The organism is Anaerotignum faecicola (assembly GCA_024460105.1).
Classification (GTDB): Bacteria; Bacillota; Clostridia; order Lachnospirales; family Anaerotignaceae; genus JANFXS01.
This window is the reverse complement of the sequence record JANFXS010000001.1, coordinates 514440-535533: the sequence shown is the minus strand read 5'-3', so window position 1 is coordinate 535533 and position 21094 is coordinate 514440. Positions and strand designations below refer to the sequence as shown.

Sequence of the window (21094 nt, the reverse complement as noted above, 5' to 3'; positions counted from 1 at the left end):
CAAAAATAATGTTCGCTGGAAAACAATACTCTTGTTATCGAGGGTAATCATGCAAGGGAGGAAAATATCAATGAAAAAGAAGATTTTAACAACATTTTTAGCAGCCGTTATGGCGGTTTCAATGGCGGCATGCTCAAGCAAGACGGACGCTCCGGCTGAAACTCCTGCCGAAGGCACGGAAGCAGGCGCGCAAGGCGAACAGGCTGAAGCGACGGGCGAACTTCCTACAGTCGGCGTACTTATCTACAAATATGACGATACCTATATCTCAACCGTACGCAATGCCCTTGAAACGGCCCTTAACGGCAAAGCTGAAATTATTATGCAGGACGGAAAAGGCGATCAGGCTACGCAGAACGATCAGCTTGACGTTATGATTGAAAAAGGCGTTGACGTTCTCTGCGTTAACATGGTAGACGCAAAAGCCGCAAGCGGCGTTGTTGAAAAAGCCAAAGCGGCCGGCATACCTACAATTTTCTTCAACAGGGAGCCTGACACGGAAGTTGTTTCTTCTTATGACAACGCTATCTTTATCGGCACGAACGCGGCCGACGCAGGCAAAATGCAGGGCGATATAATTAAAGAACTCTTTGACGAACATCCGGAGTATGACCTTAACGGCGACGGAGTAATCCAGTACACAATGTTCCAGGGCGAACCTGACAACCCCGAAGCTATTGCAAGGACAAAATACAGCGTTGAGCAGGCTGAGGCAAACGGCCTTAAAATGGAACAGGTTGGAGAGATCCAAGTTTGCAACTGGGACACGGAGCTTGCACAAAAAGCTATGGAAGCCATACTTGCAGCCAACGAAGGCAAAATCGAACTTGTTATAGCAAACAACGACGGTATGGCTATCGGCTGTATAGCCGCCCTTTCAAATATCGGATACAACACTGAAGGCGGAGACAAATTTATACCGGTTATCGGCGTTGACGCTACAGACGCCGCTAAAGATGCAATCGCTAAAGGCACTATGAGCGCAACCGTACTTCAGGACGGCGAGGCAATGGGCAATGCGATAGCGGCGGCGGCTCTTAACGCGGCGGCTGGAAAAGATTTCCTTGATGGGACGGACTTAACTCTTGACGAAACGGGCGTTGCCGTTCGTATTCCTTATGCTCCATATCGTTAACAGCCAAAAAGGCACGCCGGCATTATGCCGTTTGCTCCATATTCAGAATAATTAAACATTAGTTTTTATTTGGGGCGCACAGCAGATTTTACCTGCTGTGCGTTCTGTTCTAATGAAGTATTTTTCGTATTATTGGGAAACATAAAGAATGATACCGCCGAAGTAAATGCGGGATGAATATTTGTTTCGGCTATTTTGCCTTAAAATGCAGAGTTAAAGGAACAGGCGCTTCAAGACTGGTTTTCCGGCCGTAAAAATTACCGGATAACACAGCGCCGGGCGTCCCCGGCCAACAGCGGGGGAGGCGCTGTAATTGGCTGAAATAATAAACAAAAAACGGTATATACATTTTTTGTTATGTAAATAATATTACATAACTTTTTCAGAAGAAAACGGGAAGTGTGGTGAGTTAAGTGGCAGCAGTATTGGAAAAAACAGGATATGTTCTGGAAATGACAGATATAGAAAAACAGTTCCCCGGCGTGAAGGCTTTGGATCACGCACAGCTTAAATTAAGGCCGGGAACTGTCCATGCGCTTATGGGGGAAAACGGCGCCGGGAAATCGACGCTTATGAAATGCCTTTTCGGCATATATAAAGCCGACGCCGGGAAAATAATTATAGACGGAAAGGACGCAATGTTCACAGGACCTAAAAACGCCCTTGACAATGGGGTTGCAATGGTGCACCAGGAACTTAACCAGGTGCTTAAACGGAGCGTTATGGAAAATATATGGCTGGGAAGGTTCCCTAAAAATATGGGCTTTATAAGCCACAGCCAAATGTACCGAAAAACGAAGGAAGTATTCGATGAATTTGATATACCGGTTGATCCCAGGACGATAATCGGCAAATTAAGCGTATCTCAAAGGCAAATGGTTGAAATAGCAAAAGCCGTTTCATACAACGCTAAAATACTTGTGTTGGACGAGCCGACTTCATCCCTTACACAGGAAGAAGTGGAGCACTTATTCGATATAATAAATAAACTGAGACAGCGCGGAGTTGCAATGGTTTATATAAGCCATAAAATGGAAGAAATACTCCGTATTTCCGACGATGTCACAGTAATGCGCGACGGCCAGTGGGTAGCCACTGAAAGCGCAAAGGATCTTACGACGGATAAAATCATAAAGCTGATGGTAGGAAGGGATTTAACGGATCGTTTCCCGCCTAAGACAAATAAGCCGGGCGAGGTTGTAATGGAGGTTAAAAACCTTACGGGCAAATATCAGCCCAGCTGCCAAGATGTTTCGTTTGAACTCAGGAAGGGTGAGATACTGGGCGTTGCCGGGCTTGTAGGCAGCCGTAGGACGGAACTTTTGGAAACTATATTCGGAATTGCACGCCACGAAAGCGGCGAGATAATAAAAGACGGGAAACCTGTTTTAAACAGGAACTCCAGGGACGCCATTAAAAACGGATTTGCCATGCTGACGGAAGAACGGCGCGCCACAGGCATATTCGGAGGTATGAGCATAACGTTTAATTCGGTTATTTCAAACTTAAAAAGCTACAAAAAGTATTTCCTCCTGTCGGCGTCAAAAATGGGGGAGGACACAAAGTGGGTTGTGGAGAGCATGCGTGTTAAAACGCCGTCGCAAAAGACCCATATAAGGACGCTTTCCGGCGGCAACCAGCAAAAAGTTATACTCGGAAGGTGGCTTTTGACAAAACCGGAAATACTGCTTCTTGACGAGCCTACAAGGGGAATTGACGTAGGGGCAAAATACGAAATTTACCAGCTTATAATAAACCTTGCCAACGAGGGCAAGAGCGTTATGGTTGTGTCAAGCGAAATGCCGGAGCTTTTAGGGATATGCGACCGCATAATGGTTATGAGCAACGGCCGCCTTGCAGGAATACTTGATATTAAAGACGCTACACAGGAAGAGATTATGCGCCTTGCGGCGAAGTATATTTAGTTAGAAGGAGGGTACACCATGGATAAGACAAAATTACGCGGCGGAAGGCCGTGGAGCGAAATACTTTTGGATTATGCCCTGTATTTAATTCTTGGAATTATGATTATAGGCGTTTTTATTGTGGAGCCGAGCTTTGCTTCGGCAAACAATATGTGGAAAATACTTGCGCAGGCCTCAACGAGGGGAATACTTGCCCTGGGTGTTGCGGGCATGATTGTATTAACGGGGACAGACCTTTCGGCCGGCCGTATATTGGGATGCGGCGCCGCTGTTTCCGCTTCGCTTCTGCAAAGCGTTACTTATGCGTCAAGGATGTATCCGGGGATAACGGAGCCCCTTCCAATGATAGTTCCGCTCCTTTTGTCTATAGTTGTCTGCACGGCGTTCTGCCTGCTTAACGGTTTCGGCGTTGCAAAGCTTCATATGCATGCGTTTATTATTTCTCTGGGAACGCAGCTTATAGCATACGGCGTTCTCTGCCTTTATATCGACAGCCAAAAAGGCGGGGCGCAGCCTATTGCAAGCCTCGATTCAAGATATATCGAGCTTGTAAACGGCAAGAATTTAGGTTTCGGCGTTGTGCCCAATCTTGTTATATTCCTGATAATCTGCGCCGTTATTATGTGGGTTATATGGAATAAGACCACTATAGGCAAGAATATGTTTGCAATCGGCGGAAACCCTGAAGCGGCGGCTGTAAGCGGCGTTAACGTGGCAAGGAGCATAATGCTTGTATATCTTATAGCCGGAGTGCTTTACGGAACGGCCGCATTCTTGGAAGCGGGTCGCGTACAGAGCGTTACGACTTCAACCGGCCTCAACTATGATCTTGACGCAATAAGCGGGTGCGTTATAGGCGGCGTTTCGTTCTCCGGCGGCGTCGGCACGATACCCGGCGTTTTAATCGGCGTTATAATACTTCAGGTAATTAACTACAGTTTGTATTATCTGGGAGTTAACGCTTACTTGCAGTATATTATTAAAGGCCTTATAATTATTCTTGCGGTTGCTATTGACGTGCGCAAGTATATTGCTAAAAAATAATCAATAAGCTTTAAATCCTCCGGCGAAATCTGCCGGGGGATTTGGGCTGTCGGCAGCACATTATTGTCATGTGCGTTTGAAAAACAGAACCCCGAAGGGCAGGAGTTTTTGTTTAGGAAAAGCGCAGACGGTTTTTTATTGGGGTTCGGCGGAGTATAATTTTACATTGAGTAATATTATTGCTTTCCGACGTTCAGCGGAACAGTCAAAAGCTTAAACAATACCGAATGGAAAACATGCTGGGGGCATACTCCCGTATATATTATAAAGTTAGCCGGATTTTCAAGGGCTGTCGGCAATGCTTTGAAGATTGCGGCTTTCTTAATTTAATTAATCCCAGCAAGGGAAAAAGTAATAAGAGTATGTTGTATCGGCGCGGCGGCCTGTATATGCGGAACGGCCGGATTTTTTGTTTTAATAAAGGAGTTTTAATATGGCGATTGATGAGGAAGCCCTGCTTTTAAAGCAAAGGGAGCTTGAGGAAAAGGAAAAACAACTTGAAGAGAAGGAAAAAAATATCAGGGGCATAGAGGCAAAAATTTTAACCATGAAGCATGGCCTGTATGACAAAATCGACGTATCTCTTAAAACTATGGATAAAATTATTTTTGCCATTGTGGCCGCCCTTATCGTTGCCCTTGCCGCAGCGTTTATATACAGATAATGACAGGAGGTTTTTATTTTGCCTGATATGATAAATATACCGCAGGAAAATTTTGAAGCCGCTTATCCAAGGTTTAACGACAACAGGGATTATTACGAAGGACGTGTTGAGAAAGCAGCCGGGATGTACAGGAAAACTTTTAAGGACAATGCATCCGTTCGCATATTTTCGGCTCCGGGCAGGACGGAAATAGGCGGCAACCATACGGATCATCAGCACGGCTGTGTGCTTGCCGCCGCTATTGATATGGATATACTTGCCGCCGCGGCTGAAAACGGCACAAACGTTATCCGTATACTCTCCGAAGGATATAAAATGGTTGAAATAGATATAATGAACCTCAAACCTGTGAAGGAAGAGGAAAATACGTCGTCTGCTATTATACGAGGGGTTGCGGCGGGGCTTGCAAAAGAAGGATACAATATAAAAGGCTTTAATATGTACGCCGTTTCAAGCGTGCTTAAGGGCAGCGGGCTGTCGTCGTCGGCCGCTTTTGAAGTTATTGTGGGGACGGTTATGAACGGCCTTTTTTGCGGCGGCGCCGTGGACAGCGTCAAGATTGCGCAGATAGGGCAGTTTGCGGAAAACGTATATTTCGGAAAACCAAGCGGGCTTATGGATCAAATGGCGTCGTCAGTTGGAAATATTGTCGCCATAGACTTTAAGGATACGGATAACCCTGTTGTAAAAAAGATAGATTTTGATTTTTCAAAAGCCGGGTATGCCCTTTGCATAATCGACAGCGGGGCGGATCACGCCGACTTAACGCCGGAGTATGCGGCAATACCGAAAGAAATGAAAGAGGTTGCGTCTTATTTCGGCAAAGAAGTATTGAGGGAAACGGACATAAATTCTGTTTTGGAGAACGCCGCTGATATACGAGACAAGTTCGGCGACAGGGCTTTTATGCGGGCCGTCCATTTTTTTGACGATAACGAACGGGCGCTGAAAGAAGCCGAATATTTACAGAACGGTAATTTTGATGAATTTTTGAATACAATCAGGCAGTCGGGATATTCTTCTTTTATGTACCTTCAGAATGTAAGCGTATGCGGAAGCGACAGGGAACAGGCTGTTGCTTATGTGCTTTGTCTTTGCCATGCTTTCCTAAAGGATAAAGGGGCATACCGCGTGCATGGAGGCGGATTTGCAGGCACGGTGCAGGCGTTTGTACCGTCGGAGCTTGTAGGAAGTTTTAAAGAAAAAATTGAAAAGGCGGTTGGCAAAGGCTGCTGCCATGTGCTTTCGATCCGAGCTATGGGCGGCGCGGAGCTAACTTCAAAAAAATAAAAGGGAGGAATTGTGATGTCAATACTTGTTCTGGGCGGAGCCGGTTATATAGGAAGCCACACCGTCAAGGCGCTTTGTGATAAAGGGTACGAAGTCATAGTTGTTGATAACCTTGTAACGGGGTATAAACAGGCTGTTGACAGGCGTGCGAAATTTTATGAAGGGGATATAGGAGATAAGGTTTTTTTGGACGGCCTTTTTAAGAGAGAGAAAATAGACGCGGCAATTCATTTTGCAGCCTTTTCCCTTGTGGGAGAAAGCGTTGCAAAACCGCTTAAATACTATAAAAACAACTTGTGCAAAACCGAAACGCTTCTTGAAAGCATGGTTGATAACGGCATTGATAAAATTGTATTTTCCTCAACGGCCGCAACATACGGCGAACCTAAAAGCGTGCCTATACTTGAAAGCGATCCCGCGGAACCGACAAATCCATACGGCGAAACAAAGCTTGCAATGGAAAAAATGTTTAAATGGGCTTCTGAAGCGTACGGTATAAGATATGTTTCGCTAAGGTATTTTAATGCCTGCGGCGCCGACGAAAGCGGCGAAATAGGAGAGGCGCATAATCCCGAAAGCCATTTGATACCTCTTATACTTCAAGTGCCGCTGGGCAAAAGGGAATCGATAAGTATTTTCGGTACGGATTATCCGACGAAAGACGGGACATGCGTTAGGGATTATATACATGTGACGGATCTTGCCGACGCGCATATCCTTGCCGTCGAGTATCTCTTAAAAGGCGGCGGAAGCGATATATTTAACTTGGGCAACGGCGTAGGCTTCACTGTTAAGGAGGTTATTGACGCGGCAAGAAAAGTTACGGGGTGCGGCATTTCGGCGGAAGAATCGCCGCGCCGTGCCGGGGACCCCGCCAAACTTATAGCTTCAAGCAAAAAGGCTGTGGACATACTCGGCTGGAACCCGCGCCATAACAGCTTGGACGAAATTATATCTTCTGCATGGAAATGGCATAAAAACCACCCGAACGGATATTAAAGGAGGTATTGCCGATGATAAACGCCGCCATAAAAGCGCTTGCGGGATACGGCCTTACAACCGGGCTTATTCGGGAAAGCGACGTAATATATATAATAAACGGCTTTATAAGCCTGCTGGGCATGGACTCATATGAAGAAAGCCACGTTTCGCTTGAAGATACGTCTTTGGAAAACGTGCTTAAAATAATTACTGATTATGCAGTCGAAAAGGGGATAATTGAGGATACGGTAACTCAGAGGGATCTTTTCGACACTAAGTTTATGGGCGTTATGACCCCAAGGCCGAGCGACGTTATAAGCAAATTTAACGCAATGTATGATAAGGGCGCGCAGATGGCTACAGACTGGTATTATAAATTCAGCTGCGATACGGATTATATACGGCGTTACCGCATTGAAAAAGATATACGCTGGGTAACGTCTACGGAGTACGGCGATTTGGATATTACAATTAACATGTCTAAGCCGGAAAAGGATCCGCGGGATATTGCCGCGGCCAAAAACGCTCCGCAAAGCGGGTATCCAAAGTGTATGCTGTGCGCGGAAAACGAAGGATACGCGGGGAGCATAAATCATCCCGCAAGACAAAACCACAGGATTATTCCTATTAAAATAAACGGCTGTAAATGGTTTTTCCAATATTCTCCGTATGTGTATTATAATGAGCACTGCATTGTTTTCAACAGCAGGCATGTTCCGATGAAAATAGAAAAAGACGCTTTCAGGAAAATGCTTGATTTCATCAAACTTTTTCCACACTATTTTATAGGCAGCAACGCCGATTTGCCTATTGTAGGCGGGTCTATACTTTCTCATGACCATTTCCAAGGCGGCAGGTATACGTTTGCCATGGAAAAAGCCGGCATAAAGCGGAGCTTCAAAATTAAAGGGTTCGGCGGCGTAAAGGCGGGCATAGTAAATTGGCCAATGTCGGTTATACGCCTTGAATGCGGCGATGATGAAACGCTTGTTGAAGTATCGGATAAAATACTGACTGCATGGCGCGCTTACACCGATGAGAAGGCGTTTGTATTTGCGGAAACGGACGGAACGCCCCATAACACAATTACGCCTATAGCCCGCAGAAAAGGCGAAAGGTTTCAAATGGATCTTGTTTTGAGGAACAATATAACGACGCCGGAGCATCCTATGGGATACTATCACCCGCATGAGAAACTGCACCATATTAAAAAAGAAAATATAGGCTTAATTGAAGTTATGGGCCTTGCCGTACTGCCCGCAAGGCTTAAAGACGAACTTAAAACCATGGAAACGATTATCCTTGAAGGCGGCGATTTAAAAAGCAATGAAAAAACGGCAAAGCATGCCGTATGGGCCGAAGAATTTCTCAAAAAATACGATTCTGTTTCAAAAGAAAACATATCGGACATTGTTGAAGACGAGGTAGGCAGAGTTTTCATGGAAGTGCTTGAGGACGCCGGCGTATTCAAAAACAACAGTGAAGGACAGGACGCGTTTTGGCGTTTTATATCCTTCATCGGCGGGGAAGAAGAGGTTTAGCATATATGGAAAAAGAGTATATATTCGGCGTTGACGTAGGCGGGACAAGCATTAAGGCTGGGATGTTTACAACGGACGGCACGCTTTTGGACAAATGGCAGATTCCAACTGACAAAAGCCGTGACGGAAACAACATACTTCCCGACATAGCCGGAAGCCTTAAAAATAAAATGAACCAAAAGGGTATCGATAAGGAGCGGTTTATCGGAGTCGGAGTGGGCGTTCCGGGGCCTGTCGATAAAAACGGCATAGTGCACAGATGCGTAAATCTCGGTTGGGGAGTTTTTTCCATAGCGGACTGTATGGCTGAGCTTACAGGCATGAAGGTTATGGCGAGCAACGATGCAAATGTCGCGGCTCTCGGAGAAATGTGGAAGGGCAGCGGCATGGGTTTTAAGAACATTGTTTTTATAACTTTAGGCACGGGAGTAGGCGGAGGCATTGTATGCGACGGCCGCCTTATAGTGGGCGAAAACGGCAGCGCCGGTGAAATAGGGCATATAACTGTAGATATAAATGAAAAATCACAATGCACATGCGGAAAACACGGCTGTCTTGAACAATATGCCTCGGCAACGGGAATGGCCGCTCAGGCAAGGAAACTTATTGAAAGCGGCATGGAAACGTCGCTGAACGACGTTAACGCTAAAGCTATAGTGGACGGCGCAAAAAAAGGCGATGAGCTTTGCCTGCTTGTTATGGAAAAGATGGGATATGCGCTCGGCCTGGGTTTAAGCCATGCCGGTGAAATATGCGATCCGGAAGTTTATATAATAGGCGGGGGCGTGTCGAAAGCGGGAGATTTTATACTCGGATTTATAGAAAAATACTATAAGGAATATTCATTCCATGCGGTCAGGAACGCCAAATTTAAAATAGCGTCGCTGGGCAATGATGCGGGCATATACGGCGCGGCCGGCCTTCTGCTTTAATTTTTATATACGAAAGACTGACAAATGGAGGGAATATGGCTGAGATAATAAAAAAACCATTTGGAACAACGCCTGATGGAAAGGCGGTAGATTTGTACAGGCTTACCGATAAGAACGGTTTTTCCGTTGAATTAATAACATACGGCGGAGCGGTAAGGAGTATCGCCGTTCCCGTTAGCGGCGGAAGCGTAGACGTGGCTTTGGGGAATGACGATATAGAAGGCTATATAAAGCAGGATAAATATTACGGCGCAATACTCGGAAGGTATGCAAACAGGATAGGAGGGGGAAAATTTTGCCTTAACGGCCGCGAATACAGCCTTTTTGTAAACAACGGTCCAAACCATCTCCATGGCGGGAAAGAGGGATTTGACAAAAAGGTTTGGGAGGCGGAGCGGGAAGATAATGCAGTGACGCTCAGGTATTTCAGCCCCGACGGCGAAGAGGGATACCCGGGGAATTTGAATGTTTCTGTAAAATACAGCGTTTCTAACGGGAGCCTCATAATAGAAACGGAAGCCGTTTGCGACAGTGATACGGTGGTAAATATCTCAAACCACCCATATTTTAACTTAAACGGCCACGGCGACGGCGATATCAGCGGGCATATAATGAAAATATATGCCGAAAGCTTTACGGAAATCGACGGCAATACCCTTGCCACAGGACGTATACTTCCGGTAAAAGGCACTCCTATGGATTTTCTTGAAGCAAGGGAAATAGGAGAGGGAATTGACGACGGATACGTTCAAATTAAATACGGTTCCGGTTACGACCATAACTGGGCGTTGAAAAAGTCTGAAAAAGGCGGTTTTGAGAAAGCGGCCGAAGTGTACTCGCCGAAAACACGCATTAAAATGGAAGTTATAACAACTCAGCCGGGGATACAGTTTTACAGCGGGAATTTTCTCGATGGTAATGTCTTGGGCAAAAACGGCGCGGTTTATTCCAGGCGAAGCGGGTTTGCATTGGAAACGCAGGGGTTTCCGAATGCTGTTAACTGTCCGAATTTTCCAAGCCCGGCCCTTAAAAAAGGCGATATTTACAGGCAGAAAACTGTGTATAAATTTACGGAAGAATAAATTTATAACTGTTTGCAATAAAAGTATGCAAAAGGCGGGGATAATATGTTTGATGTGCGTATTGTCTGCCTTTTTGCTTAATACCGGTTTAAAATAAAAGCATACAAAAGGCGGAAATAATATGTTCAATAGGCGTATTAACCGTCTTTTTCTTTATATCAGTTTCAGAAAAAGGCATTGATGATGCAGAGGTTGGGTGAATTTTGGGTGTTTTATGTTGTTTGCCGATTCATGTTGAAATAATATTTGATTATACGGGATGTAGGAAAGAGTTCGGTAAATAGGAATGGGGGAGGAACCAAATGCGGGATAATGCGAAAAGCAGGAAGTTTATGTATTGGAAACGTCCGTGGCATAAATGGGTTATATTGGCGGCGGCAGTTTTACAACTTATATGCCTTTGGCTGAATTTCCGTGAGTACAAAAATATTTCCGCCTCCGAAATTTACAGCGTTTCCGAATGGGCGGACTATGCAGTGCGGAAGAATTTGCAATGCGCTTTAAACGGATTGGTGGCCGCTTGTTTTTTAGGAATTTTTATAATCGGAGATTTGGCTATGAGCAAGGGGGCGGCCCGTTTGGCTGAATGTGGGTTATTGTCGGTTTTGGCTTTTGCGTGGGGAGCGGCAGGTTTGGCGCTTAATCTGTTTTCGATGCAAGGCACAAGGATATATTGGGGAATTATTTTGATTTTAATTATTTGCGGGGCTGTTTATAGCTTTTTGGAGTATCGAAAAAACAGGCATTTTTAAATTCATGTTCATAAGGCAAAGCAAAAATAAATGTCATGTCAAATAAATTTTGTGCGTTCGGATTAATTGGCTATAATATAGGTGGAATGTTATGGGGATTTTAATTGAGCGGATTAATTGTAAACTATGAGTGCGAAAGCGGAATATACATATTTTTACGGCGGTTTTAAAACGTCGTTGATAAATGGACGGAGTATATCCGCATATCATATATGAAAGTTTTGACGTATGATATTATGAAATATCCAACAGGAAAAAGCGCGGCGCAAGAATCGTAAAAAATCCCGGCAACATAATTGCCGGGATTTATATTGTTTATTAAACTGTTTATTATTTTTCAGGCTCGATTATGCCGTAAGTGCCGTTTTTCCTTTTGTAAACAACATTAATCGTATCGCTTGAAGCGTCAAGGAAAACAAAGAAGCCGTGACCGAGTAGTTCCATCTGCATAACAGCTTCTTCGGCGTCCATAGGCCTTAGTTCAAAGCGTTTGCTTTTTTCAATAACAATTCCGTCTTCTTCCTGTGCCAAGTCCTCTTCCCTAATAGGGATAGATTCATATTCGGCCTTGAAGGCGGCGTTCTGGCGCACTTTGTTTCTCATACGCCCTTTATGCCTTACAATTTGGCTTTCTATAATGTCAACTGCTTTGTCTACCGCGGCCATCATATCCTGCTGTGTAGATTCGGCCCTTACAAGCCTTCTTGCTAAAGGGATTGTCACTTCAACTGTATAGTCAAGCTTTTCGGAACTTATTTTAACCGTAGCCTGAGCGTCCTCAGGGAACAGTTTGTTTACGCGGCTGAGCTTGTCCTCTACTTTTTCTTTAGTCCTGTCGCCTAATGTCAAATTTTTTCCTTTGATGTTATAAATCATAAAAACAACTCCCTCCGGTAAGCCGGAAGCGGCTTACATGTATATTTAAACCTCTTTTGAGGTTTCTGCCTTTTTGGTATATATTTATTATTCTTCAAAAACAGTAAAAATCCTTCTTAAAAATATATTTATTTTTGAAAATTTTACATAAAGCAGGATTATAAGTTTACATAATTTAACTGCAAAAGGGCGGATGAGGCAAATTGTGTTAACATGTTAAATAACATAATATTTGTGGACAAAGTGGATAACTTTGTGCATAACTTAAAAATTAGGGTTTTTGGTGTGGATAATATTTGAAATTATCCACAGGCACATGTGTTTGCAGCAGGTTACGACTTATTTAAAACAGTAAAAAATATACTCAATAACATTACATAAAGAAAATAAAGACATAAGCTTTATGCAACTTATGCCTTGTATTTTTAAACGCCTGTTTTTTTCAGTACGTTTTTATAAGCTTTAAGAACGTCGTCAGTGTAGCACACTACAACAACTTTTTCAAAGTCGGGGTTATTGTTCAGGAATGCGAGAATTTCCCTGACGGCTATTTCGGCCGCTTTTTCAACGGGAAAACGGTAAACGCCCGTACTTATAGACGGAAAAGCTATGCTTTTGACGCCGTTTTCCTTAGCTACACGGAATGAATTTTTATAGCAGTCCGCAAGCAGTTCCGCTTCGCCTTTGCCGCCGCCGCGCCATATAGGGCCCGGAGTGTGGATAACGTACTTTGCATTCAGCTTATAGCCCTTTGTTATTTTGGCGTTGCCTGTAGGGCAGCCGTTGAGAGCAATACATTCTTCCAGTAGTTCTTTCCCTGCGGCCTTATGTATGGCCCCGTCAACGCCACCGCCGCCTAAAAGGGATGTGTTAGCCGCATTAACAATGGCATCCGTTTTCATTTTTACGATGTCACCTTTTGCAATGGTTAATCTGTTCATTCCACCATCTCCCTTCATGAGTATATTTTATATCCTTTTTTACAAAAGGTAAACAGATTTTTATTAAATTTTTATTAAAATCATATTAAGAAGCTGTCAAGCCCGAACGCGGCGGCATTTTGCATCCAGTTCGGAAGATATAAGTCAACGGCATATTTATAATATTTTCCCATATTTTATTTTTATGTTGAAAAAATAAAATTTTAGTGAGAAAATATATAGCAACGGTGGTAATATATATAAAATCACATCAAAAAGGAGAATAATATGGAAAATTTAAAAGCCGTTATACTTGCGGCAGGCGAAGGCAAGAGGATGAAATCAAATATTCCGAAGGTTTTGCATAAAGTTATGGGCAGGCCAATGGTTATGCGGGTTATAGACGCGGCTCGGAAAGCGGGGGCCGAAAGCATAGCAGTGGTTGCGGGCCATGGCAGCGAACAGGTTATTGAAGCTGTAAGCGGCGAAGAACCGGACGTTAAATTTTATCTCCAGGAAAGCCGGCAGGGAACCGGGCATGCGGTGAAACAGGCGGTTGATTTTATAGGCGACAAAAACGATGTTTTTATACTTTACGGGGACACTCCGCTTATAAAGGCAGAAACGCTTGCAGATTTGTACGATTTCCATAAAAAAGAAGGAAACGGCGCTTCCATTATCTCGGCGCATGTTGAGAACAGCGCGGGTTATGGGCGCATTATAAGGGACAGGAATGGAAATTTCGTTAAAAATGTGGAAGACAAGGACGCTGTGGGCGACGAAAGGAATGTAAACGAAATAAATACGGGAGTTTACTGTTTTAACGGCAAGCGTCTTAAAGAAGCCCTTTCGCTTATTAAAAACGACAACGCGCAGAAGGAATATTATCTGCCGGATACCCTTGCGGTTATACTTGAAAAAGGCTATGGGGTAAACGCAATGGAAACGGATGACGTTTCCGAATTTATGGGCGTTAACAGCCGCGTACAATTAAGCGAAGTTGAAGCGGCGCTTAAAAACAGGATAAATGTATTCCATATGGAAAACGGGGTGACTATAACGGATCCTTCCCAAACATATATAGGCGACTTTGTGAAAATAGGCCGCGACACGATAATTCATCCGGGAACAATACTCGAAGGAAGTACGGAAATAGGCGAAAACTGTGAAATAGGGCCGTACAGCCGCCTGACAAATATGGTTGTGGGAAACGGCACGTCCGTGCAGTTTTCAACGGCTTTGGACAGTTATGTCGGAAACGGAACGAAAGTGGGGCCGTACGCGTATATCAGGCCGAATTCAAAAATCGGAGATAATATAAAGGTCGGGGATTTTGTGGAAGTTAAAAACTCCGTAATAGGCGACGGTACAAAGATTTCGCATTTGACATATGTCGGCGACAGCGACGTTGGAAAAAATATCAATTTCGGCTGCGGCACGGTAACGGTTAATTACGACGGAAAAAAGAAATTCAGGACGGTTATCGAAGACAATGTGTTTATAGGCTGCAATGCCAATCTCGTAGCGCCGGTTACGTTAAAAGAAGGTTCTTATGTGGCGGCAGGTTCAACCGTTACAAAGGATGTGCCGGAAGGAAGCCTTGCCGTAGCGCGCTCGCGCCAGCAGAATATTGAGGGGTGGACAAAGAAATAAAAGCCGGTTTTTGGCGTTTTTTTGAATTAAAAAATAATATTTGACGATTTTACTTGAATTATTATATCCGGGGGTGTAACATATTTAAGTAACCGGTAAAATATTAATGTTTGTTGGGAGGAAACAAATTATGATGTATTCGGGAAGAAGCAATATTAAAATCTTCTCATGTAACGCCAATACTGATTTGGCTGAGGCTATCGCCAAAAATTTAGGGCTTAGCCTTGGGCAGAGCGAAGTAACAAAATTCAGCGACGGTGAAATCTCGGTTAAAATTAATGAAACAATCAGGGGCGCCGACGTTTTTATTATCCAGTCGACGTCGCAGCCTGTAAACGATAATCTTATGGAACTGCTTATTATGATTGACGCGATGAAACGCTCGTCGGCAGGCAGGATTACGGCCGTTATGCCTTATTACGGCTATGCAAGGCAGGACAGGAAGGCAAGGGCAAGGGATCCTATCAGCGCAAAGCTTGTTGCAAACCTCATTACGACGGCAGGCGCAGACAGGGTGCTTACTATGGATCTCCACTGTGCGCAGATACAGGGATTTTTTGATATACCTGTGGATCACCTTTTGGGATTCCCTATACTTACTAATTTCTACCGTGAAAAATACGGCGATGTTCTCGACGACTTTGTGGCTGTTTCGCCTGATCTCGGAAGCGTGGGAAGGACAAGGAACTTTGCCACAAGGCTTGATATACCAATCGCTATCATAGACAAAAGAAGGCCTAAAGCCAATGTCAGCGAAATTATGAATATAATCGGCAGTGTTGAGGGCAAAAGGGTTATCCTTATTGACGATATGATTGATACTGCCGGCACAATAACAAACGCTGCAAACGCGCTTAAAGAAAGGGGAGCAGTGGAAGTAGACGCATGCTGTACGCATGCCGTGCTTTCAGGCCCGGCGATAGAAAGGATTGAAAATTCCGCAATAAGCGAGCTTGTTGTGCTTAACACAATAAGCCTTCCTCCAGAAAAGAAAATCGGCAAAATTGTTGAGCTTTCGGTTTCAAAAATATTTGCGGAGGCTATCAACCGCATACATGAAGGAACTTCCGTTTCAAAACTTTTTGATTAATAAATATACGGCGTTTTCCCGCTTTGCTTATGCAAGGCGGGTTTTTGTTTTAAGGGCGGAAGAAAGGCCGTTTCAGTCCGCGCAATGCCGCTTTTATAGGACCGTTTAATAAAATACATTAAAAAGAAAAAGCCTGTTTTTTATAAGCGGGCTTTTTATAATTTACAGCGGAAAACGCGTGTATTTTCCGAACAGGCATATTTAATTGCGCGCGGTTAAATTTTTATAATGCGGCGTATATGCCGGCGGCAGTTATTAATTGAATCTTATTAATCCGGCTGTTTGAAGAAATATTGTTAAAAGTAAGCTTTACGGCGTATTCGTCGTTTTGACATATAAACGCCGCTTTGCGTGCCGTATAAGGTGATGTTTTTGTACATAACGCTGTAAAAGTGCAAAATTATGTTAAAAAATAAAACAGAATATATTTTTTGAAACGTTATATACAATCTAAAATTAAGAATAATTGTTTTAAAATTAACAATATATAAATGCTAAACGTAATATATAATTTGAAAAACAATAATATTTTGCGGTAATGCCACTATACCAATGCAAATTAAGGTTATTTTTTTAACAAAATTTTGGGTTTTCTATTGACAAATATTTAACTATAATGTATCTTTATGTTAAGAGAGATTTAAATTTATAATAAACATATTTTACGGGCGATCAGGAAAATATAAATATTAAATTTAACAGGAGGTTTGATTTATGAAAATTGCTTTTTATGATACGAAGGACTACGACAGGATCTGGTTTGAGCCTCTGGCGAAAGAGTTCGGATATGAAATCGTTTTTTATGAAAGCCGTTTTATAGCGGACACGGCAATACTTGCCAACGGGTGCGACGCCGTATGCCTTTTCGTAAACGACGTTATAGATGAAACCGCCATAAATATGCTTTATGACATGGGAGTTAAAGTTATACTTTTAAGGTGCGCCGGATACGACAATATAGACCTTAAAGCCTGCGAAGGGAAAATAACGGTAATGCGCGTTCCCAGCTATTCCCCTACGGCCGTTGCGGAATATGCGGCGGCGCTTTTACTTACTCTTAACAGGAAAACCCATAAAGCATATACAAGGACCCGTGAATTTAACTTTAAAATCAGCGGCCTTATGGGCATAACTTTAAGGGGAAAGACCGCCGGAGTTATCGGTACGGGCAAGATTGGCCGCATTATGATTGAAATATTAAAAGGGTTTGGCATGAATGTACTTGCATATGATCCGTTCCCGGACACGTCGCTTGACGTTGAGTATGTGGCCCTTGACGATCTTCTTAAAAGCAGCGACGTTATAAGCCTACACTGCCCTCTTTCAAGCGACACGCAGTATATTATAAATAAAAACAGCATATCAAAGATGAAAAAGAACGTTATACTTATTAATACTTCAAGGGGAGGGCTTGTAGATACCCAGGCGCTTAACGACGGGCTTAGGGAGAACAAGTTCCTTGGGGTTGCCCTTGACGTTTATGAGGAAGAGGACGAATATTTCTTTGAGGACAGGTCGAACGATATTATTAAGGACGACGAGCTTATAAAACTTATGGCATATCCAAATGTGCTTATTACAAGCCATCAGGCATTTTTTACGGACGAATCTCTTGAAGCGATTGCAAGCGTTTCGCTTAACAACCTTAAAGCGTATGAGGAAGGCGCGCCTTTGGAAAATGAGTTAAAATACCAGCCGAAATAAGCCTTTTTTCGTAAGAAACGTATATAGACAAAATATCGTATTTATTTTAAAATGGAATAGCCCTAAGACTGTCTTAGGGCTATTCCTGTATTTTTTTGGAGGGCAGTATGAAACTGATTGCAGGCCTCGGCAATCCCGGGGCAAAATATGACGGAACAAAGCATAACGTCGGTTTTAGGGTTATAGATTTAATTGCCGAACAATTTAAAATAGATATAAGCCGTATAAAAAACAAGGGATTTCAGGGAAACGGCGTCATAGCCGGAGAAAAGGTTATTCTTTTAAAACCTCTGACATATATGAATTTAAGCGGGGAAAGCATAAAGGAAACTATGTCTTTTTATAAAATACCCGCCAAAGATATTGTGGTTATATACGATGATATAAGCATACCGCCGGGGGCTACCCGCATACGCGAAAGAGGGAGCGCCGGAGGGCATAACGGCATGAAAAACATTATAAGCCGTTTAAACAGCGAGGAGTTTATGCGCATAAGGGTCGGTATAGGCGAAAAGCCCAACGGCTGGGATTTGGCGGATTATGTGCTTAGCCGTTTTAGTAAGGATGAAGAGCCGCTTGTTGCGGCAGGCTGCGAAAGAGCGGCGAAAGCGGTCGAAATTTATATAAAAGACGGCGTTAATGCCGCCATGAATTTTGCAAATACGCCAAGGGCGAAAAAGGAAAATCCCGGGGAGGGGATTAAATGAGCGGAACGCTGTACCTCTGTGCAACGCCGATAGGCAATTTGGGAGATATAACTTTAAGGGTTATAGAGCTTTTAAAGGAATGTGATCTTATTGCCGCTGAAGATACAAGGAACACCATTAAGCTGCTTAACCATTTCGGAATTAAAACGCCGCTTATAAGCTATCATGAACATAATAAAATTTCTAAAGGACCCATATTAATTGAAAAGCTTAAAAGCGGGATGAACATTGCCCTTGTTACCGACGCCGGCATGCCCGGCATTTCCGATCCGGGAGCGGATCTTGTAAAGCTGTGTTTTGAAGAGGGCATACGCGCTACGGCGGCCCCGGGGGCAAGCGCGGCGGTAACGGCGCTTGTTTTAAGCGGAATGAATACAAGACGTTTTGTTTTTGAAGGTTTTTTGCCGGCCGACAGGAAAGAACGGGCAAAAACGCTTAAATCCCTTGCTAAAGAGGAACGCACGGTTATATTTTATGAAGCCCCGCACCGTCTTGCGGAAACTCTCGGAGAACTTATTGAAGCCGCGGGCGACAGGAATGCGGCGTGCGTCAGGGAAATAACCAAAAAGTTTGAGGAAGTAAGGAAAGACAGGCTGTCGGGCCTTATTTCCTATTATAAAAACAACGTCCCGCGGGGGGAATTTGTGCTGGTTTTGGAAGGCGCCGACGCCGAATGCCTGAGGCGTGAAGAAATAGAGAATTTTGAAAAAATGACGCTTGAAGAACATATGGAATTATATACAAACAAAGGATTGTCGGAAAAGGAAGCCATGAAGCAGGTGGCTAAGGACAGAGGCGTATCCAAAAGGGATATATATTCCATACTTAAAACAGAAGGGAAATAAGATGGAAATAAGCGCAAAGGAACAGCTTGTGTACGATGTTCTTAATGGGCTGGAAATTGAATATAAATTGTTTAGGCACGAAGCTGTTTTTACAGTAGAGGCCGCGGCGGATTTGGACAGGCGGATCGGCGTTAAAATATGCAAAAACCTGTTTTTAAGCTCAAGGCATAATACGGAATTTTTTTTGCTGACAATGCCGGGGGACAAAAAGTTCAATACGGGCAAAGTTTCCAAATATTTAGGCGTGCCGCGGATGACTTTTGCGGACGCTTCAAATATGGAGGAGTTTCTCAATGTAACGCCCGGTTCCGTAACGCCGCTGGGGCTTATAAACGACAAATACGGCAAGGTGCGTTTCCTTATCGACAGGGAAGTTTTGGAAATGGAAAAAATATCCGTACACCCATGTGTAAACACGGCTACGGTTTTAATAAATACAAAGGATCTTTTGGAAAAAGTACTGCCGCACTGCGGCCATGATTATACGGTTGTTGAATTTTGAGGTGATTAAATGGCGTCCCCTATTTACGATAAACTTAATGATTATAGAAATAAAGGGATTTATCCGTTCCACATGCCCGGGCATAAGCGCAATATGGAATTTGAACGTCCTTTTGCCGTCGACATAACGGAAATAGACGGCTTTGACAATCTCCACCGCCCCGAAGGCATAATATTGGAGGCCGAACGTTTGGCGGCGGATACTTTCGGAGCATGCGAAAGTTTTTTTCTTGTTAACGGCTCAAGCTGCGGGCTGATAGCCGCCATACTTTCATGCGTTAAAGAAGGGGAAGGAATAATTGTAGGAAGGAACTGCCATAAAAGCGTGTTTGACGGAATAATATTAAGCGGCGCCGACGTCCATTATGTAATGCCTGAAAACGCATATGGTTTTCCGGTTATGGGCGCTATAACCGCCGAAAGTATTAAGGCGGCGGCGGAAAAGTATCCTGAAAGCCGTGCGGTTATAGTAACAAGCCCTACTTTTGAGGGGATAGTAAGCGATATTGAGGCAATAGCCAAGGCTGTGCATGAGAAAGGCATGATTCTTATTGTTGACGAAGCCCACGGGCCTCATTTTAAATTCAGCGGCGTTTTTCCGAAAACAGCGCTGGAAATGGGGGCCGATATAGTTGTGCAGAGCCTTCACAAAACTCTTCCGTCGCCGACGCAGACGGCGGCGCTTCATACCGGCAAAGGGTTTAAGGACACGGCGAGGCTTAAAAAAGCCCTTGCCATTACGCAGAGCACAAGCCCGTCGTATTATTTTATGGCGGCTATGGACAGATGCCGTGAATACGTTGATAACGCGGCGGAGGACTTCCGTCGGTATTCGGAAAACCTTTCGGCTTTAAGGGAAAGCCTCGGCAAGCTTAATAATTTTCGTATTATGGATAAAAGCGTTGTGGGAAAAAACGGCGCGTTTCAATATGATACAGGCAAAATCGTGCTTTTCTGCGAATATTGTGATATGAGGGAAGCGGCGCGGGTTTTAAGAGAAAAATACCGCATAGAGGTTGAAATGGCATGCCCGACGCATATAATAGCAATGACCAGCGTATGCGACAGCATGGAAGGCTTTAACAGGCTCAGGGACGCATTTTTCGATATGGACGTCAATTTTAATTTTAAAAAGCCGGACAGGGCGGCGGATTTTGTTTTTCCTTCCCCTACGGTTTCGGTTATGCCGCGGAAAGCTTTTAATTCCGAAACAAGGAAGATAAAAATGTCCGATTCCCTTGGGGAAATTTGCGGCGAATTTATAACCGCGTATCCTCCGGGAATACCGCTTGCGGTTCCCGGGGAAAAAATAACGCCGGAGATACTTGAGTGTATTAAACTATTTAAAATTTGTAATATTAATGTAACGGGAATTAATGATTATACGCTTGAAAATATTTTTGTTTTGAGTTAATATAATCTAACCGATAGTAGTTTTTTGGCAGAAAATGT

The 21094-nt window shown here is 43.7% G+C and carries 19 protein-coding genes; 17 read left to right on the top strand and 2 right to left on the bottom strand.

The annotated features are described in order from the left end of the window. Nucleotides 1-70: 70 nt before the first annotated feature. The 10 genes from NE664_02310 (at nucleotide 71) to NE664_02265 (ending at nucleotide 11346) form a co-directional block, all read left to right on the top strand. Nucleotides 71-1135 (top strand): galactose ABC transporter substrate-binding protein, encoded by a 1065-nt coding sequence (locus tag NE664_02310; protein MCQ4725496.1) that lies wholly within the window; start codon nucleotides 71-73, stop codon nucleotides 1133-1135. Nucleotides 1136-1560: 425 nt separating this feature from the next. After that, complete coding sequence (gene mglA, locus NE664_02305) at nucleotides 1561-3060, top strand: galactose/methyl galactoside ABC transporter ATP-binding protein MglA (GenBank protein MCQ4725495.1); 1500 nt, start codon at nucleotides 1561-1563, stop codon at nucleotides 3058-3060. A gap of 18 nt (nucleotides 3061-3078) precedes the next feature. Further along, nucleotides 3079-4104, top strand: coding sequence for a beta-methylgalactoside transporter (locus NE664_02300; protein ID MCQ4725494.1), 1026 nt, complete (start codon nucleotides 3079-3081; stop codon nucleotides 4102-4104). 433 nt (nucleotides 4105-4537) lie between these two features. Then, complete coding sequence (locus NE664_02295) at nucleotides 4538-4768, top strand: hypothetical protein (GenBank protein MCQ4725493.1); 231 nt, start codon at nucleotides 4538-4540, stop codon at nucleotides 4766-4768. 27 nt (nucleotides 4769-4795) lie between these two features. Then, entirely contained in the window at nucleotides 4796-6058 is a 1263-nt protein-coding gene (locus NE664_02290; protein ID MCQ4725492.1) for a galactokinase, read from the top strand. Nucleotides 6059-6073: 15 nt separating this feature from the next. Beyond that, nucleotides 6074-7057 carry a UDP-glucose 4-epimerase GalE gene (gene galE, locus NE664_02285; GenBank protein ID MCQ4725491.1) on the top strand — a complete coding sequence of 328 codons (984 nt, stop codon included), beginning with the start codon at nucleotides 6074-6076 and terminating at the stop codon, nucleotides 7055-7057. A 14-nt stretch (nucleotides 7058-7071) separates the two neighbouring features. Beyond that, nucleotides 7072-8580 (top strand): UDP-glucose--hexose-1-phosphate uridylyltransferase, encoded by a 1509-nt coding sequence (gene galT / locus NE664_02280; GenBank protein ID MCQ4725490.1) that lies wholly within the window; start codon nucleotides 7072-7074, stop codon nucleotides 8578-8580. Nucleotides 8581-8585: 5 nt separating this feature from the next. Then, nucleotides 8586-9512: an ROK family glucokinase gene (locus tag NE664_02275; protein MCQ4725489.1), complete on the top strand. Its 927-nt coding sequence runs from the start codon at nucleotides 8586-8588 to the stop codon at nucleotides 9510-9512. Between the two features lie 35 nt (nucleotides 9513-9547). Then, nucleotides 9548-10594 carry a galactose mutarotase gene (locus tag NE664_02270; GenBank protein ID MCQ4725488.1) on the top strand — a complete coding sequence of 349 codons (1047 nt, stop codon included), beginning with the start codon at nucleotides 9548-9550 and terminating at the stop codon, nucleotides 10592-10594. 302 nt (nucleotides 10595-10896) lie between these two features. After that, nucleotides 10897-11346: a hypothetical protein gene (locus NE664_02265; protein MCQ4725487.1), complete on the top strand. Its 450-nt coding sequence runs from the start codon at nucleotides 10897-10899 to the stop codon at nucleotides 11344-11346. Between the two features lie 330 nt (nucleotides 11347-11676). On the opposite strand, the gene raiA is transcribed toward NE664_02265, so the two are convergent. Next, nucleotides 11677-12222 (bottom strand): ribosome-associated translation inhibitor RaiA, encoded by a 546-nt coding sequence (gene raiA / locus NE664_02260; protein MCQ4725486.1) that lies wholly within the window; start codon nucleotides 12220-12222, stop codon nucleotides 11677-11679. Between the two features lie 425 nt (nucleotides 12223-12647). Further along, the gene (locus tag NE664_02255; GenBank protein ID MCQ4725485.1) at nucleotides 12648-13163 is read right to left on the bottom strand and encodes an O-acetyl-ADP-ribose deacetylase; all 516 of its coding nucleotides are present in this window, start codon (nucleotides 13161-13163) and stop codon (nucleotides 12648-12650) included. Between the two features lie 267 nt (nucleotides 13164-13430). On the opposite strand from NE664_02255, the gene glmU reads away from it, so the two are divergent. The 7 genes from glmU to NE664_02220 all read left to right on the top strand — a co-directional run bounded on the left by glmU (nucleotide 13431) and on the right by NE664_02220 (nucleotide 21056). Then, nucleotides 13431-14795, top strand: coding sequence for a bifunctional UDP-N-acetylglucosamine diphosphorylase/glucosamine-1-phosphate N-acetyltransferase GlmU (glmU, locus tag NE664_02250; protein ID MCQ4725484.1), 1365 nt, complete (start codon nucleotides 13431-13433; stop codon nucleotides 14793-14795). 130 nt (nucleotides 14796-14925) lie between these two features. Continuing rightward, a complete protein-coding gene (locus tag NE664_02245) occupies nucleotides 14926-15885 on the top strand; it encodes a ribose-phosphate diphosphokinase (GenBank protein MCQ4725483.1) in 960 nt (319 codons plus the stop codon). A gap of 714 nt (nucleotides 15886-16599) precedes the next feature. Beyond that, nucleotides 16600-17589: a 2-hydroxyacid dehydrogenase gene (locus tag NE664_02240; protein ID MCQ4725482.1), complete on the top strand. Its 990-nt coding sequence runs from the start codon at nucleotides 16600-16602 to the stop codon at nucleotides 17587-17589. Nucleotides 17590-17696: 107 nt separating this feature from the next. Further along, nucleotides 17697-18296, top strand: coding sequence for an aminoacyl-tRNA hydrolase (gene pth / locus NE664_02235; protein ID MCQ4725481.1), 600 nt, complete (start codon nucleotides 17697-17699; stop codon nucleotides 18294-18296). Further along, a complete protein-coding gene (rsmI, locus tag NE664_02230) occupies nucleotides 18293-19141 on the top strand; it encodes a 16S rRNA (cytidine(1402)-2'-O)-methyltransferase (protein ID MCQ4725480.1) in 849 nt (282 codons plus the stop codon). Before pth ends, rsmI begins: the two co-directional genes overlap by 4 nt. A gap of 1 nt (nucleotide 19142) precedes the next feature. Then, a complete protein-coding gene (locus NE664_02225; GenBank protein MCQ4725479.1) occupies nucleotides 19143-19643 on the top strand; it encodes a prolyl-tRNA synthetase associated domain-containing protein in 501 nt (166 codons plus the stop codon). 9 nt (nucleotides 19644-19652) lie between these two features. Next, nucleotides 19653-21056 (top strand): aminotransferase class I/II-fold pyridoxal phosphate-dependent enzyme, encoded by a 1404-nt coding sequence (locus tag NE664_02220; protein ID MCQ4725478.1) that lies wholly within the window; start codon nucleotides 19653-19655, stop codon nucleotides 21054-21056. Nucleotides 21057-21094: the final 38 nt, after the last annotated feature.